This is a genomic window from Variovorax raffinosi, from assembly GCF_051216615.1.
Taxonomy (GTDB): domain Bacteria; phylum Pseudomonadota; class Gammaproteobacteria; order Burkholderiales; family Burkholderiaceae_C; genus Variovorax.
The window spans coordinates 1,246,327-1,262,386 of record NZ_JBPJZR010000001.1 but is presented as its reverse complement, the minus strand read 5'-3'; the positions used below and the strand labels follow the sequence as shown (position 1 = coordinate 1,262,386).

The following is a 16,060-nucleotide window of genomic DNA, read 5'->3' as shown; positions in this document are numbered from 1 at the left end:
CGGTGTGCTAGGAAACCCCTCAGCGCCGCAGATCCAGCGTGAACGGGAACTCGCGGCTGCCCGGCAGCTCGATGGTGGCGGGCGGCGTGCGCAGCAGGCCGGGCGTGTGGCCCATGCGCGTGAAGCGCGAGTGGCGGCGGCTTTCGGCCTCGTAGGCGTTGACCGGGAAGGTGTCGTAGTTGCGCCCGCCCGGGTGGGCGACGAAGTACTGGCAGCCGCCCAGCGAGCGTTTCATCCAGGTGTCGACGAGGTCGAAGGTCAGCGGTGCATGGGCGCCGATGCTGGGGTGCAGCGCCGAGGGCGGGTTCCAGGCCTTGTAGCGCACACCCGCGACGAACTCGCCGGTGGTGCCGGTGGGCTGCAGCGGCAGCACCTTGCCGTTGACGGTGACGACGTGGCGGCTTTCGTTCAGGCCGGTCACGCGCACCTCGATGCGCTCCAGCGAAGAATCGACATAGCGCACCGTGCCGCCGGCCGAGCCTTCCTCGCCCATCACGTGCCAGGGTTCGAGCGCGTTGCGCAGCGACAGCTCCACGCCCATCGCCTGCATCTGGCCCACGAGCGGGAAGCGGAACTCGAAGTGCGGCGCGAACCAGTCGGGATCGAACGCGAAGCCGGCCTGGCGCATTTCGCTGATGACGTCGTCGAAGTCCATCTTGACGAAGGTCGGCAGCAGGAAGCGGTCGTGCAGCTCGGTGCCCCAGCGGGTGACGGGCGCCTTGTAGGGCTCGTCCCAGAAGCGGGCGACCAGCGCGCGAATCAGCAGTTGCTGCGCAATGCTCATGCGCGCATGCGGCGGCATTTCAAACGCGCGCAGCTCCAGCAGGCCGAGGCGGCCGGTGCTCGAATCGGGCGAATAGAGCTTGTCGATGCAGAACTCGCTGCGGTGCGTGTTGCCCGACACGTCGATCAGGATGTTGCGCAGCGTGCGGTCGACCAGCCATGCCGGCATGTTGGCGCCGTAGATCTCGCGGTTCTTCGCGATTTCCTGCAGGGCGATTTCGAGTTCGTAGACCTGGTCGTTGCGCGCTTCGTCCACGCGCGGCGCCTGGCTGGTCGGGCCGATGAACATGCCCGAGAACAGGTAGCTCAGCGAAGGATGGTTGTGCCAGTACAGCAGCAGGCTGGCCAGCAGCTCGGGCCGGCGCAGGAAGGGGCTGTCGGCGGGCGTGGCGCCGCCCATCACGAAGTGGTTGCCGCCGCCGGTGCCGGTGTGGCGGCCGTCGGTCATGAACTTCTCGGCCGACAGGCGGGTTTCGAACGCGGCGTTGTAGAGGAACTCGGTGTGCTCGACCAGTTCCTTCCAGTTGTGGGCCGGATGGATGTTGACTTCGATCACGCCCGGGTCGGGCGTGACAGCCAGCATCTTCAGGCGCGGATCGCGCGGCGGCGGATAGCCTTCCATCACGATCTTCACGCCCAGTTGTCTGGCCGTGGCTTCGACAGCGGTCACGAGGTCGAGGTAGTCCTCCAGTCGCGCGAGCGGCGGCATGAAGACATAGAGCACGCCCGATGCGCTGCCCTTTTTCTCGGCCGAGGGGCCGTTGGCGCGGCGCGGATCGCGCACTTCGACGCACAGCGCGGTGCGCGTGACCCAGTGGGCCGATTCGCCACGGCGCGGCTGGCGCGTGGCGCTGTTGTCGGTGGCTTCGGGGTTGGCCGCTGCCGATGCTGCCGATGCAGTTGTTGCCGCTGCTGCGGCAGCAGCGCTTGCGGGCCCCTGCATGCGCACAGCCGCGGGCACCACGGGCGGTGCACCGAAGGTGTAGGGTACGGCGCCCAGGCCTTCGGTCGGCGCGGCCGAGGTTGCGGCATAGCGTGAGCGGTAGTCGGTTGCGCTGGGCAATACGCCCCGTGGCGCGGTCGGGTCGCGCTCGATCAGGTAGGGAAAGTCGCCCTTGCTGGCCCACGGTTGCGAGTCGAGCGGCAGGCGGTAGCCCATGGGCGAGTCGCCCGGAATCAGGAACAGGCGGTCGTCGCGCAGGAACCAGGGGCCGGTCTTCCAGCCCGGGCCTTCGAGCGCGGGGGCGTCGCCGTCGGCGTTGCCGGGTTCGAGGGGCAGCATGTAGCCGATCACCGCGTCGAGCTTTTGCGTGAACACGCGGCGCAGGCGCACGCGCTCCAGTTCGTCGTCGAGCTTCGACTCGAAGGGGTCGACGTTCACCGGCAGGCGGCGTTCGCGCCAGAGGTAGTAGTAGACGTCTTCGTAGCCGGCCTGCATGTAGCGCTCGGTGATGCCGAGCTTGTGCGCCAGCACGGTGGTGAAGCGGCGCGCGTCTTCGCTCGTGTAGTGCGTGGGCACGCGCTCGTCGGCGAACAGCTCGGGGTCGTGCCACAGCGGCTGCCCGTCTGCGCGCCAGAAGATCGACAGCGCCCAGCGCGGCAGTTGCTCGCCCGGATACCACTTGCCCTGGCCGAAGTGCAGGAAGCCGCCGTTGCCGTATTCGGCGCGCAGCTTGTGAACCAGTTCGGTGGCGTAGCCGCGCTTGGTGGGGCCCAGCGCATCGGTGTTCCATTCGGCCGCATCGCGGTCGCTGGTGGCCACGTAGGTCGGCTCGCCGCCCATCGTGAGGCGAACGTCGCCCGCTTTCAGGCGCGCATCGACCACGTCGCCCAGGGCCAGCACTTCGGACCACTGCTCTTCGGTATAGGGCTTGGTGACGCGCGGCGATTCGTAGATGCGCGTGACGGTCATCTCATGGCCGAACTCGACCTCGGCCTCGTCCACGCCGCCTTCGATGGGTGCCGCGCTCGACGGCGTGGGCGTGCAGGCCAGTGGAATGTGGCCTTCGCCGGCCATCAGGCCCGAGGTGGCATCGAGGCCGATCCAGCCTGCGCCCGGCAGGAACACTTCGCACCAGGCGTGCAGGTCGGTGAAGTCGACCGTGGTGCCGCTGGGGCCGTCGAGCGACTTCACGTCGGGCGTGAGCTGGATCAGGTAGCCCGAGACGAATCGCGCGGCCAGGCCCATGTGGCGCAGCAGTTGCACCAGCAGCCAGCCCGAGTCGCGGCACGAGCCGCTGCCGTTGGTGAGCGTTTCTTCCGGCGTCTGCACGCCGGGCTCCATGCGGATGAGGTAGTTGACGTCCTTCTGCACCTGCTGGTTGATGCCGACCAGGAAGTCGATGGTGCGCTGCTCCTTGCGGTCGACCTTGTCGAGATAGGCCTCCAGCAGCGGCGTGACCGGATCGGCCACGAGGTAGGGCGCGAGTTCTTCGGCTTGCGAGGCGGTGTACTTAAATGGAAAGTTCTCGGCCTGCGGTTCGAGGAAGAAGTCGAAGGGGTTGTAGACCGCCATCTCGACGACGAGGTCGACAGTGACCTTGAATTCACGCGTCTTCTCGGGAAACACGAGCCGCGCCTGGTAGTTGGCGAACGGGTCCTGCATCCAGTTGACGAAGTGCTCGGCGGGCTCGACCCGCAGCGAGTACGAGATCACATTGCTGCGGCAATGTGGCGCGGGACGCAAGCGCACGACCTGTGGGCCCAACTGCACCAGGCGGTCGTATTTGTAGTGGGTGACGTGGTGGAGAGCGGCGTGAATTGACATGCGTTTTTGTGTGCAGTACTGACAGATTGCATCGAAAAGATGTCTCTGGTGAGACGCATACTAGCCCAGAAGCCAAGCAATTAACGCGCCACTGAGCGTGGGTTCGGGGAGGGTTTGCATCATGTGTTCCGAGGTTCTTCGGTGACGCCGTCGCGCGCGCCCGGCAACGCCATGGCCGGGTCCTGGGCCTTCGCCGTGATGGGCGGTTCGGTGCTGGGCGCGGCCTTGCAATTGCGGCAGCCGGCGCTTTGGCATGTGTGGGCTTATGTCACGCTTTTGCTCACGGCGTTGGTTGTCATGTGGTGGTCATGGTGGCCGTCTTCGCTGGTGCGGCGCAGTCCGGGCTGGGTGCTTCTGGTCATTGCGCTGATGTGCGGAGCACTGGCCGGCGCGGGGCAGGCGGGCTGGCGTGCCGTGGTCCATGCGGGCGGCGCCTTGGACCCGGCGCTCGAAGGGCGAGACCTGCAGGTCACCGGCGTGGTGTCGGAGATGCCGCAGCGCGGCGAGGTCGCCACGCGCTTTCGACTCGATGTCGAGTCGGCGCGCTGGGCCGGCGTCGGAACAATCACCGAGGCACCGCCGATCGTGCCGTCGCGCATCGCGCTGGGCTGGTATGCAGAGAACACCGGCCTGTGGGGCCGCTCTTCCGAGGAGCGGACACCTTCCGCCAGCACAGTGGGCTCGCTGCATGCCGGCGAGCGATGGCGCATGACCGTGCGGCTCAAGGCGCCGCATGGCAACGTCAATCCCCATGGCTTCGACAGCGAGCTGTGGATGTGGGAGCAGGGCGTGCATGCCAACGGCTATGTGCGAACCGGTGCGCGCGATGCGGCACCCGCGCTCGTGACCATCACGTGGTGGCATCCGATCGAGCGCGCACGCGAGGCCGTGCGCGACAGGGTGTTCGAGCGCGTGACCGAACGCAGGCAGGCCGGCGTGATCGCCGCACTGGTCACCGGCGACCAGGGCGCCATCGACCGCGCTGGCTGGGACGTCTTTCGCGCGACCGGCGTGGCGCACCTGATGTCGATCTCGGGTCTGCACGTGACCATGTTCGCTTGGTTGGCCGGGCACATCGTCGGCCTGCTGTGGCGGCGCAGCGCGCGGCTGATGCTGTGGCTGCCGGCACAGCAGGCCGCGCTGGTCGGCGGCGTGCTGCTGGCCACGCTCTATGCGCTGTTCAGCGGCTGGGGCGTGCCGTCGCAGCGCACGGTCTGGATGCTGGCGACGGTCGCGCTGCTGCGCCTTTCGGGGCGGCGCTGGCCCTGGCCGCATGTGTGGCTGCTGACCGCGGCGGTGGTGGTGGCGCTCGATCCCTGGGCCCTGATGCAGGCCGGCTTCTGGCTCAGCTTCGTGGCGGTGGGCGTGCTGTTCGCCACCGACGTGGCAGCACCCGGCGAGGCGAAGAAGGGCTTTCGCGCGCATCTGTTCCAGCTCTTTCGCGAGCAATGGGTGATCACGTTGGCGATCACGCCGTTGAGCCTGCTGCTGTTCCAGCAGGTGTCGCTGATCGGCTTGCTGGCCAATGCGATTGCCATTCCATGGGTCACGTTGGTAGTGACGCCGTTGGCCATGTTGGGTGCGGTGGTGGCGCCCTTGTGGGACCTGGCGGGCTGGGCCGTGCACGCGCTTGTCGTGCTGCTTCAATGGTGCGCCGGTCTGCCGCATGCCACGTTGTCGATGGCCGCGCCGCCGGGGTGGATGGCGGCTTGCGGCGTGGCGGGCGGCGTGCTGCTGGCGATGTCGCTGCCGTGGTCGCTGCGCACCCTCGGCTTGCCGCTTCTGCTGCCGGTGCTGCTGTGGCAGCCGCCACGACCTGCCGCTGGTGAATTCGAACTGCTCGCGGCCGACGTCGGGCAGGGCAACGCGGTGCTGGTGCGCACCGCGACGCACAGCCTGCTCTACGACGCGGGACCGCGCTACAGCCTCGAAAGCGATGCCGGCCATCGCGTGCTCGTGCCGCTGCTGCGCGCTCATGGTGAGCGGCTGGACATGCTGCTGCTGAGCCACCGCGATGCCGACCACACCGGCGGTGCGTCCGCCGTGCTGGCGATGCAACCGCAGGCCGCGTTGCTGAGTTCCATCGAGCCCGCGCACCCGCTGCGGTCGTTGCGCTTCGGGCCGCCCTGTGAGGCCGGCCAGCAATGGGACTGGGACGGCGTGCATTTCGAGATCCTGCATCCGCTCGCCTCGGACTACCGGGCCGGCGCCAAGCCGAACGCGATCTCCTGCGTCTTGCGCATCGGCAACGGACGCGCGACGGCGCTGCTGGTCGGCGACATCGAACGTGACCAGGAAAGGGCGTTGGTGCAGCGGAATCCGGCACTCGCGGCCGATGTGCTGCTGGTGCCGCATCACGGCAGCAAATCTTCGTCGAGCGAGTGGCTGCTCGATGCGGTGCGCCCGCGCATCGCGCTGGTCCAGGCGGGCTACCGCAACCGGTTCGGGCATCCGGCGGCGCAGGTGATGGCGCGCTATGCGGCGCGTGGCGTGCGGGTGGCCGACAGCGTCCGGTGCGGGGCCGCCCTCTGGCGCAGCGCCCAGCCCGGCGACGTGGCCTGCGAGCGCGAGCGCCGGGCACGTTACTGGCATCACGCCGTGCCCTGAGTCGTCATCGGGCGAAGCCGGGATCGGCTGACAATCCTTGGAAATGTGAATTAATTGTCAAAAGATCGGCGAAAAAGTAGTTGCCGAGTCTTGCAATGAAGAGTCCGATCCGTTGAAGAGCTCGGACATAAAACACAAGGGGACGTGATGCGCAATGACAACGGCCAACGGCAAAGGCAGCTTTTCGGGCGGACGCCATGACGGCCGCCGTTCCCGCCATCACCAGCGCCAGCGCGGCAGCCGCGTTGGGGGCCAGGCTCAAGATGCACCGCGAAGGCCCGGTGCTGATCCTCACGCTCAGCAACCCAGCCGCGCGCAATGCGCTCAACCCTTCGGTCTACCGTGCGGCGGCCAAGGCGATACGGGCCACCTCGGGCTTTCGCACCGTGCGCGCCATCGTGCTGTGCGGGGAGGGCGAGCATTTCAGCGGCGGCGGCGACCTGCGGCGGCTGGCCCGCCAGCGCAGGTTGCCGGCCGCCGAGCAGCAAGGCCATATCGAGGCGCTGCATGAATGGATCATGGCCATCGAGGAAGCGCCCCAGCCCGTCATCGCCGCGGTCGAAGGCGCGGCCATGGGCGGCGGCTTTTCGCTGTGCCTGGCCTGCGACCTGATCGTCGCGGCCGAAGACGCGAAGTTCGCCATGTCCTATGTCAACGTCGGTTTGACGCCCGACGGCGGCGGCACCGATTCGCTGGTGCGCGCATTGCCGCCGCAGGCCGCGCTCGAAATGCTGCTCGACGGCACGCCGTGCACCGCCGGCCGGCTCTACGACTGGGGCGTGGTCAACAAGATCGTGCCGCACGGCAGCGCCAGCGCCGTGGCGCTGGAATGGGCGCAGCAGCTCGCGCGCGGGCCGTTCGAGGTCCAGGCGCGCATCAAGCAACTGGTGCACTCGGCGCGCGGGCGCAGCCGGCGCGAGCAGCTCGACGCCGAGCGCGAGTCCTTCGTGGCCAGTCTTTACAGCGACGAAAGCGGGGAGCGCATCAAGGAATTCCTGTCGCCCCGCAAGAAGCGGGCGCTGGACGAAGGCTCCACGCAGTAGCGAGAAAAAGTCTCGCGGCCCGTCTCCGGCCAGCAGATTAGGGGTTTCACTGGCCCTGAACTTGCTAAGCTATGGCTCAAGGAGATTGGTCGTTCCATGCACAAATTCGATGAGATGTATGAGCAGTTGCCCTACGCAGGGGCTGCAATCCGACAGCACTACAAGCGCTACGACCAATGGCTCGCGAAGCAACCCGTTGAGGTGATGCGTTCGCGGCGTGAAGAGGCGGAAATGATTTTCCGCCGGGTCGGCATCACCTTCGCGGTGTATGGCGCCAAGGATGAAGACGGCTCCGGCACCGAGCGGCTCATTCCGTTCGACCTGCTGCCCCGCATCATTCCCGCCCACGAGTGGGACAGCATGGAAAAGGGGCTGGTGCAGCGCGTGACGGCGCTCAACCGCTTCCTGCATGACGTCTACCACGACCAGGACATCATCAAGGCCGGCATCATTCCGGCCGAGCAGATCCTGAACAACGCCCAGTTCCGCCCCGAGATGATGGGCGTGACCGTGCCGCACAACGTCTACTCCAACATCTCGGGCATCGACATCGTGCGCGCCCCCGATGCCGACGGCAACGGCGAGTACTACGTGCTCGAAGACAACCTGCGCGTGCCCAGCGGCGTGAGCTACATGCTGGAAAACCGCAAGATGATGATGCGGCTCTTTCCCGAGCTGTTCAACCAGAACCGCATCGCGCCCGTCGCCCACTACCCCGACCTGCTGCTCGAAACCCTGCGCGCCAGCGCGCCGGCCGCCACGGCCGAGCCCACGGTGGTGGTGCTCACGCCCGGCATGTACAACAGCGCCTACTTCGAGCATGCGTTCCTCGCGCAGCAGATGGGCATCGAGCTGGTCGAGGGGCAGGACCTGTTCGTCAAGGACGACTTCGTCTACATGCGCACCACGCGCGGCCCGAAGCGCGTCGACGTCATCTACCGCCGCGTCGACGACGACTTCCTCGACCCCGACGTGTTCCGCTCGACCTCCACGCTCGGCACCGCCGGCCTGATGCGCGCCTACCGCGCGGGCAACGTCGTGATCTGCAATGCGGTGGGCACCGGCGTGGCCGACGACAAGTCGATCTACCCCTACGTGCCCAAGATGATCGAGTTCTACCTCGGCGAAAAGCCGATCCTGAAGAACGTGCCGACCTACATGTGCCGCAACAAGGACGAGCTGCAGTACACGCTCGACAACATGAAGGACCTGGTCGTCAAGGAAGTGCACGGGGCGGGCGGCTACGGCATGCTCATCGGCCCGGCCGCCACGCAGGCCGAGATCGAAGACTTCAAGAAGGCCGTGATCGCCAAGCCCGACGGCTACATCGCCCAGCCCACGCTGAGCCTGTCAAGCTCGCCCACTTTTGTCGACGCCGGCATCGCGCCGCGCCACATCGACCTGCGCCCCTTCGTGCTCTCGGGCAGCGAGGTGCAGATGGTGCCCGGCGGCCTCACGCGCGTGGCGCTGAAAGAAGGTTCGCTGGTGGTCAATTCGTCGCAAGGTGGCGGCACCAAGGACACCTGGATTCTCGAAGCCGACCGCACGCCCAAGCCCAAGGCACCCACTCAGTCGCAAAGCCAATCGTAGTAGGAGCCCCCACGATGCTGTCCCGCACCGCCGACCATCTCTACTGGATGTCCCGCTACACCGAGCGTGCCGAGAACACCGCGCGCATGCTCGACGTCAACTACCAGACCTCGCTGCTGCCGCAGTCCGCCGAAGTCGCCAAGTACGGCTGGCAGGGCGTGCTGTCCATCAGCGAACTGCTGCCGCTGTACAACAAGAAGTACGAGCAGATCGCGCCGACCGAGGTGATGGAGTTCATGGTCAAGGACGAGAGCAACGCCTCGTCGATCGTGTCGTGCCTGAAGGCCGCGCGCGAGAACGCGCGTGCCGTGCGCGGCGCGCTCACCACTGAAGCGTGGGAAACGCAGAACACCACCTGGCTCGAAGTCAACCGCATGCTGCGCGCCGGCGACTTCGAGCGCGACCCCGGCCAGTTCTTCGAGTGGGTCAAGTTCCGCTCGCACCTGTCGCGCGGCGTCACGCTGGGCACGATGCTGCAGGACGAGGCCTTCTACTTCTCGCGCCTGGGCACTTTCCTCGAGCGCGCCGACAACACGGCGCGTCTGGTGGACGTGAAGTTCCATGCGCTGAACAGCGAGTTCTTCGGCGCCGCCACCGAGGAAGACCAGGAGTACGACTTCTATCACTGGAGCGCGATCCTGCGCAGCGTCTCGGCCTTCGAGGTCTACCGCAAGGTGTACCGCGACGTGATCAAGCCCGAGCGCGTGGCCGAGCTGCTGATTCTTCGCGCCGACATGCCACGCTCGCTGCATGCAAGCCTGGTCGAGGTGGTGAACAACCTCGCGAAGGTGCAGAACGAGCAGAGCGCTGAAACGCAACGCCGCGCCGGCAAGCTGCTGGCCGACCTGCAGTACGCGCGTGTCGATGAAATCCTGGCAACGGGGCTGCACGCCTACCTTACGCAGTTCCTCGACCGCGTGAACGAATTGGGCGGGCGCATCAGCCAGGACTTCCTGGTCCCCGCGCACTGAAAACAGGGCGTGGCACGCCGGCCTGAAGATTCAGTCTTCAAGGCCGCGAGGGCTTCAGCGCGAGAACGACTCCACCGTCACGGGAATCTTCGGCGCCTCCCAGCGATAGCCTTCCGCCAGCACATCGCGCTCGGGCCTTTGCCCGTTCCACTGGATGTGGAGCAGGTCCATCAAGGTCCAGCCGGTCCAGTCCGCGCGAAAGGGTTGCTGTGTTGCAGCGCGAGCCGGCAGCGCCTCGCGGTTGCGCCAGACCACGGCCGGAATGCGATAGCCCGATGCGGTCGACGGACTGTGGCCCGCACGGTCGCTGCCGTGGCCCACTTCCTGCCCGTGGTCCGACAGGTACATCCATGCGCGGTAGTCGCCGGGTTTGCCGGCGCTGCTGCGCGTCTGCTGCAGAAGCTCCGACACCACGAAGTCGTGGTACAGCAGCGCCGCGTCGTACTCCTGGCGAAAGCGCCGCACCCAGGCCGAGCGACCGTTGTTCACCAGCCCGGTTTCCACCGCATCGACGTTGTCGTCGAAGGGGTTGGCATTCTCGGGAAAGCGCAGGCTGTAGTGCGGGTGCGCGCCCATGAGGTGGACCACGATCAGCTTGCGGTCGGTGCTCGTGTCTGCCAACGCCTCTTGCACGCAATCGAGGATCTCGCCGTCCAGCGAGGCGCTGGCGCGGCCGGGCGTGCGATTGACCATGTCCACCACGTCGGCAAAGCGCGCATGCTGCTGCTCGATGGCCAGGTCGTCGTGGTTGCTGATCCACCAGACCTTGTAGCCGGCCGCGCGCGCCAGGGCCAGTACGTGCGGCGGGTTTTCGCTCTCGGGCATGCCGAAGTGAAACATGTTGCGCAACGCGGGCAGCGTGCTGGCGTCCACCGACCATGCGTTTTGCAGCACCGCCATCTGGTCGCCTGCCTGCGCCTTGTGCGCCAGCAGGCGCGGCGTGGTCGGGCGGCCGTAGCCGTAGAGCGCCATGTTGTCGCGGTTGATGCTGTCGGTGATGACCAGCACGACCGTGGAGGGCCCTGCTTGCGTGATGACGGGCGCGATGGCCTTGGCCTGTGCCATCGAACGCTCGCGCACCTCTTGCTGGTCGGCCCAGGCGGCGCGCAAGGTCTGCACCGAGTGCGACCAGTTGGCCCAGAAGATCGCCGGATGCAATCGGCGCCACGGCTTGCTCGCGTAGGCCACGCACGCGATCAGCAACAGCACCAGCACGAGCGACTTGGTCCAGAACGGCAGGCGCGAACGCACGGAAGAAGAAGCGGGCGCCTCGGCCACGGCGCCGCGCCGCGCGAACACGCCCACCAGCACGCCCGCGATGGCGAGTGCGCCCGACCAGATGACGGCGGAGCGCCAGTGCATCTGCAGGTACTCGCCGCTTTCGCGCGCATTGGTGTTGGCCGCTGCGCCCAGCACCATGGCGCCATCAGGTGCGGCCTGGTAGGTGTCGAGCAGGTAGGCGCGCACCACGCCGTCCAGCGCAAAGCCCATGACCCAGAGCCAGACCGTCACCGTGCGCACTTGCCGCATGCGTGCGCTGCGCAGGGGCCATGCGAGCCACAGCACCAGGGGCATGGCGAGCACCGCAAGCTGGGCGATGCGGCGGCCGTCGTGGCCCAGGGCGATCAACGCCAGCAATGTGGCGCCGACCACGCCGCAAGCGAGCAGGGCGCTCTTGCCGGACGCGTTCCGGGGAACGGTCGCTTCGTTGAAGGGGGAAGTCAAAAGTGCGGCACTGCAGGTAGGGGCGGCCGGATTTTGCCCCGCTGCATGTGCCGAAGGCCCCAGTGCCCCGGCGGTCGCGGGGTCTTTGAGGACAAGGGATCGATGGGTCGAAGGATCAGGTGGCGGTGGCCTGTCGCACCGCGCGCTCCCAGCGCGCCATCGATTCTTCGGCCTGCGCGCGGCCCATGGTGGGCATGAAGCGCCGCTCGATCTTCCACAGCTTCGACAACTGGCGCGCGTCGCTGTAGACACCGGTCGACAGTCCCGCGAGGTAGGCGGCGCCGAGTGCGGTGGTCTCGATCACTTCGGGCCGCACCACGGGAATGCCCAGCAGGTCGGCCTGGAACTGCATCAGCAGGTCGTTGACGCTGGCGCCGCCGTCCACGCGCAGCTCGGCCACCGGCTTGCCACCAGCCGCCACCGCGTCGCGGCTCATGGCCTGCAGCAAGGCGGCGCTCTGGTAGGCGATGCTTTCGAGGGCGGCGCGTGCGATGTGCGCGACGGTGGTGCCGCGCGTCAGGCCGGTGATGGTGCCGCGTGCATCCGCGTCCCAGTAGGGCGCGCCCAGGCCGGTGAAGGCCGGCACCATCATCACGCCGCCCGCATCGGGCACGCTCTCGGCGAGCGACTGCACTTCGGCGCTGCCCTTGATAGCTTTCAGGCCGTCGCGCAGCCACTGCACCACGGCGCCGCCGACGAACACGCTGCCTTCCATGGCGTACTGCGGCGTCGTGTCGGTCTGTGCGGCGCTGGTCACCAGCAGGCCGTTGTGCGAAGGCTGGAAGGCGGCGCCGGTGTGCATCAGCAGGAAGCAGCCGGTGCCGTAGGTGTTCTTGGCCATGCCGGCCTCGAAGCAGGCCTGGCCGAACAGGGCGCTCTGCTGGTCGCCCGCGACGCCGCCGATGGGTAGCGCGCGGCCGAGCAATGCGGCGTCGGTGTCGGCGAAGTGCGAACTCGAGGGCTGCACCTTGGGCAGCAGCGCGGCGGGGATCTTCAGGGCCGCGAGCAGGTCGGCATCCCATTCGTTCTTGTGCACGTTGAAGAGCATCGTGCGCGAGGCATTGCTCACGTCGGTCACATGTGCCTTCCCGCCGGTGAGTTGCCACATGAGCCAACTGTCGATCGTGCCGAAGGCCAGTTCGCCGCGCTCGGCCTGTGCGCGTGCGCCGGGCACGTTGTCGAGCAGCCAGCGCAGCTTGGTACCGGAAAAATACGCGTCGATCACCAGCCCGGTCTTCTCGCGGATGGTGTCACTCATGCCTTCGTCGCGCAGTTGCGCGCACAGCGGCTCGGCGCGGCGGTCTTGCCAGACGATCGCGTGGTGCACGGGCTGGCCAGTGGTGCGGTTCCACAACACGGTGGTCTCGCGCTGGTTGGTGATGCCGATGGCGTGGATGTCGCTGGCTTGCAGCTTGGCCTTCACGAGCACTTCGCGCGCGGTGGCGAGCTGGCTGCGCCAGATTTCCATGGGGTCGTGTTCGACCCAGCCCGGCTGCGGGTAGATCTGGGTGAGTTCCTTTTGCGCGATGGCGACGATGTGGCCTTCGCGGTCGAACACGATGCTGCGGGAGCTGGAGGTGCCTTGATCGAGGGCGAGCAGGTAGGTCATGGGGTCAATGTTCCTCGGAATCTGATCGTGCGATTCTTTGTGCTGTCGTTTGGAGCGCTGCTGTTCGGGGCGGGATCGGGTTCGGGTTCATTCGGGGCGAGTGCGAATGACACCAGGAGCTCCCCTCCGCGAATGTCCCCCGCTTCGCTCCTCCTTTATTTCGCTGCGGGGAGCACCTGGTGTCATTCGCACAGGGGCACGCTGCTATTGATCTCGCGATCAACAACCGCTCTGTCCAACGCTCACGTCGATACGGGGCTCTTTTTCGCGAAATAAAGGAGGAGCGAAGCGGGGGACATTCGCGAAAAAGAGCACCGTGTCGGCGTGAGTGCCGCCCTGAACAGCAGCGCTCAAAACGTACAACGCGACGAACAAAAGAACACGGTTCCATTCCCATTCAGTCGCGCGCAATCTCAAGCCGTACCTGCGCGTCGTGCAGCAGATCGGCAAACGGCGCAGGCGGCTCTGCATCAGTGAACAGCCGGTCGATCTGCGACAACGTACCGAGCTGGATCATCGCCGGCCGGTTGAACTTGCTCGCATCCGCTGCCAGCCACACCTCACGCGCCTGGGCGATGATGGTTTGCGCCACTTTCACCTCGCGCAGGTCGAAGTCGCGCAGCGAGCCATCGACCTCGATGCTCGACACGCCGATCAGTGCTATGTCGACCTTGAACTGGCGAATGAAATCGATGGTCGCCTCGCCCACGATCGCGCGGTCGCGCGGGCGCACCGAACCACCCGCCACGATCACCTCGCACGAGGTGTTGCCGCTCAGGATGGTCGCCACATTCAGGTTGTTCGTGATCACACGCAGCCCCGTGTGATGCAGCAGCGCCTTGGCAATGGCCTCGGTGGTGGTGCCGATGTTCAGGATCAGCGAACAGTCGTTCGGCACCAGCTCGGCCACGCGGCGGGCAATGCGCGCCTTGCCTTCGGCGTTCAGGGTTTCGCGCTGCTGGTAGCCGATGTTCTCGGTGGTGGAACTGGGCACGCGCACGCCGCCGTGAAAACGCGTCAGCAACCCCTGGTCGGCCAGCCGCTGCACGTCGCGGCGAACGGTCTGCAGGGTCACGCCGAGCATGTCGGCGAGCTGCTCGACGGTGACGGAGCCGCGCGTGCGCACGGTGTCCAAAAGGTTGATCTGGCGCGGGTTGGAGTTCACAGGGGCGTCGTGGAAGGCAGGAAGACTGCGGGGAAGGGTACAGCGCTGGCCACTGTAAAACGAAAGAAAACGAATCCATCTAAGGGAAAACTCGGAGGAAAATCGCGCTAAAAGGAACCTAAATGAAAAAACTCGAAAATACAATGGCCGCCGTTGGTGACGAAAGTCACATTCCTGCGGACCCTTCTGCGGACCTTATTCCTGTGAGCGATTTCACCTCTCAAGCGCCCGATTCGGCCTTCGACTGCGACGTTCTGATCGTCGGCGGCGGCATCAACGGCTGCGGCATCGCACGCGATCTCGCGGGCCGCGGCTGGCGCGTGGTGCTGTGCGAGAAGGACGACCTTGCCTCGCACACCTCTTCTTCTTCCACCAAGCTGATCCACGGCGGCCTGCGCTACCTGGAGTACTACGAGTTCTCGCTGGTGCGCAAGGCGCTGCAAGAGCGCGAAGTGCTGCTCAAGAGCGCGCCGCACATCATGTGGCCGCTGCGCTTCGTGATGCCGCACGACCCGTCGATGCGGCCGGCCTGGATGATCCGCATCGGCCTGTTCATGTACGACCACCTGGCCAAGCGCGAGGTGCTGCCGGGTTCGCGCAGCGTCGACCTGCGCCAGCATGCGGCCGGCAAGCCACTCAAGAACCAGTACAAGCGCGGCTTCATCTATTCGGACGGCTGGGTCGACGACGCACGGCTCGTGGTGCTGAATGCGCTGGATGCCCAGGCGCGCGGCGCCGAGATCCTCACGCGCACCCGCTGCGTGCATGCGCAGCGCGGCAGCGACGGCTGGGTCGCCACGCTCGAAGCGGCGAACGGCGCGCACCGCACCGTGCGTGCCCGCGCCGTGGTCAATGCCGCGGGGCCGTGGGCCGAATCGTTCCTGCGCGGCGTGGCGCAGTCGGCCAAGGGCGAGGCGCTGGCCACCAAGAGCCTGCGGCTCGTGAAGGGCAGCCACATCGTGGTGCCGCGCCTGTTCGAGCACGACCATGCCTACATCTTCCAGAACCCCGACAAGCGGATCATCTTCGCCATTCCCTACCAGGAAGAGTTCACGCTGATCGGCACCACCGACATCGAACTGAACGGCGACGACCCCGGTGCCGCGCGCATTGCACAGGAAGAGATCGACTACCTCTGCACCCAGGCCAGCCGCTACTTCGAAAAGCCCATCGTGCCGGCCGACGTGGTGTGGACCTACTCGGGCGTGCGCCCGCTGCTGGACGACGCATCGGGCGACCCGTCCGCCGTCACGCGCGACTACATGCTGGAGTCGAACACCACCGCCGCGCCGCTGCTGTCGGTGTGGGGCGGCAAGATCACCACCTTCCGCAAGCTGGCGGAAGACGCGGCCGACGAGGTCGGCAAGATGCTGGGCCAGTCGTCCGCACAGCGCCCGGCCTGGACCGACGGCGCCTTTCTCGCGGGCGGCAACCTGTCGGCCTGGATCGGCGCCGCGACAAGGCCCGACGACGATTTCGAGCGCTTCGTGGCGGCCGTGCGCGAAAAGTACACCTGGCTCTCTGCCAGGCTCGCGCGCCGGCTGGCCCGTGGCTACGGCGCCCGCGTGGCGGAACTGATCGGCGATGCGCAATCGATGGCCGACATGGGCGCCGAAGTGGCACCCGGCCTGCATGAACGCGAACTGCGCTTCCTGCAAGACCACGAATGGGCGGTGAGCGCGGAAGACGTGCTCTGGCGCCGGTCGAAGCTGGGGCTGCACTACACGCCCGAACAACGCGAGCAGGTGGCGATCTGGCTGCAGGCTCACGCGAAGAACACTTGAATCCAAAAAAAGGCGA

The 16,060-nt window shown here is 66.8% G+C and carries 9 protein-coding genes; 5 read left to right on the top strand and 4 right to left on the bottom strand.

Annotated features, from left to right (window positions below):
- Positions 1-19 precede the first annotated feature (19 nt).
- The gene (locus tag ACSFB7_RS05955) at positions 20-3,550 is read right to left on the bottom strand and encodes a transglutaminase family protein (RefSeq protein ID WP_435467970.1); all 3,531 of its coding nucleotides are present in this window, start codon (positions 3,548-3,550) and stop codon (positions 20-22) included.
- A gap of 198 nt (positions 3,551-3,748) precedes the next feature.
- On the opposite strand from ACSFB7_RS05955, the gene ACSFB7_RS05950 reads away from it, so the two are divergent.
- From ACSFB7_RS05950 to ACSFB7_RS05935, 4 genes are all read left to right on the top strand, one after another.
- The gene (locus tag ACSFB7_RS05950; protein WP_435468098.1) at positions 3,749-6,157 is read left to right on the top strand and encodes a DNA internalization-related competence protein ComEC/Rec2; all 2,409 of its coding nucleotides are present in this window, start codon (positions 3,749-3,751) and stop codon (positions 6,155-6,157) included.
- Between the two features lie 197 nt (positions 6,158-6,354).
- Positions 6,355-7,200, top strand: a complete 846-nt coding sequence (locus tag ACSFB7_RS05945; RefSeq protein ID WP_435467968.1) for an oxepin-CoA hydrolase, alternative type — start codon at positions 6,355-6,357, stop codon at positions 7,198-7,200.
- Between the two features lie 96 nt (positions 7,201-7,296).
- The gene (locus ACSFB7_RS05940) at positions 7,297-8,790 is read left to right on the top strand and encodes a circularly permuted type 2 ATP-grasp protein (protein ID WP_435467966.1); all 1,494 of its coding nucleotides are present in this window, start codon (positions 7,297-7,299) and stop codon (positions 8,788-8,790) included.
- 14 nt (positions 8,791-8,804) lie between these two features.
- Complete coding sequence (locus tag ACSFB7_RS05935; protein ID WP_124457147.1) at positions 8,805-9,761, top strand: alpha-E domain-containing protein; 957 nt, start codon at positions 8,805-8,807, stop codon at positions 9,759-9,761.
- A 54-nt stretch (positions 9,762-9,815) separates the two neighbouring features.
- On the opposite strand, the gene ACSFB7_RS05930 is transcribed toward ACSFB7_RS05935, so the two are convergent.
- From ACSFB7_RS05930 to ACSFB7_RS05920, 3 genes are all read right to left on the bottom strand, one after another.
- Complete coding sequence (locus ACSFB7_RS05930) at positions 9,816-11,336, bottom strand: sulfatase-like hydrolase/transferase (RefSeq protein WP_435468096.1); 1,521 nt, start codon at positions 11,334-11,336, stop codon at positions 9,816-9,818.
- Between the two features lie 265 nt (positions 11,337-11,601).
- Positions 11,602-13,095: a glycerol kinase GlpK gene (gene glpK, locus ACSFB7_RS05925; RefSeq protein ID WP_435467964.1), complete on the bottom strand. Its 1,494-nt coding sequence runs from the start codon at positions 13,093-13,095 to the stop codon at positions 11,602-11,604.
- A gap of 397 nt (positions 13,096-13,492) precedes the next feature.
- A complete protein-coding gene (locus tag ACSFB7_RS05920) occupies positions 13,493-14,260 on the bottom strand; it encodes a DeoR/GlpR family DNA-binding transcription regulator (RefSeq protein ID WP_435467962.1) in 768 nt (255 codons plus the stop codon).
- A gap of 122 nt (positions 14,261-14,382) precedes the next feature.
- Between ACSFB7_RS05920 and glpD the strand changes: the two genes are divergently transcribed.
- Positions 14,383-16,044, top strand: a complete 1,662-nt coding sequence (gene glpD / locus ACSFB7_RS05915; RefSeq protein WP_435467960.1) for a glycerol-3-phosphate dehydrogenase — start codon at positions 14,383-14,385, stop codon at positions 16,042-16,044.
- The last annotated feature ends 16 nt before the right edge of the window (positions 16,045-16,060 follow it).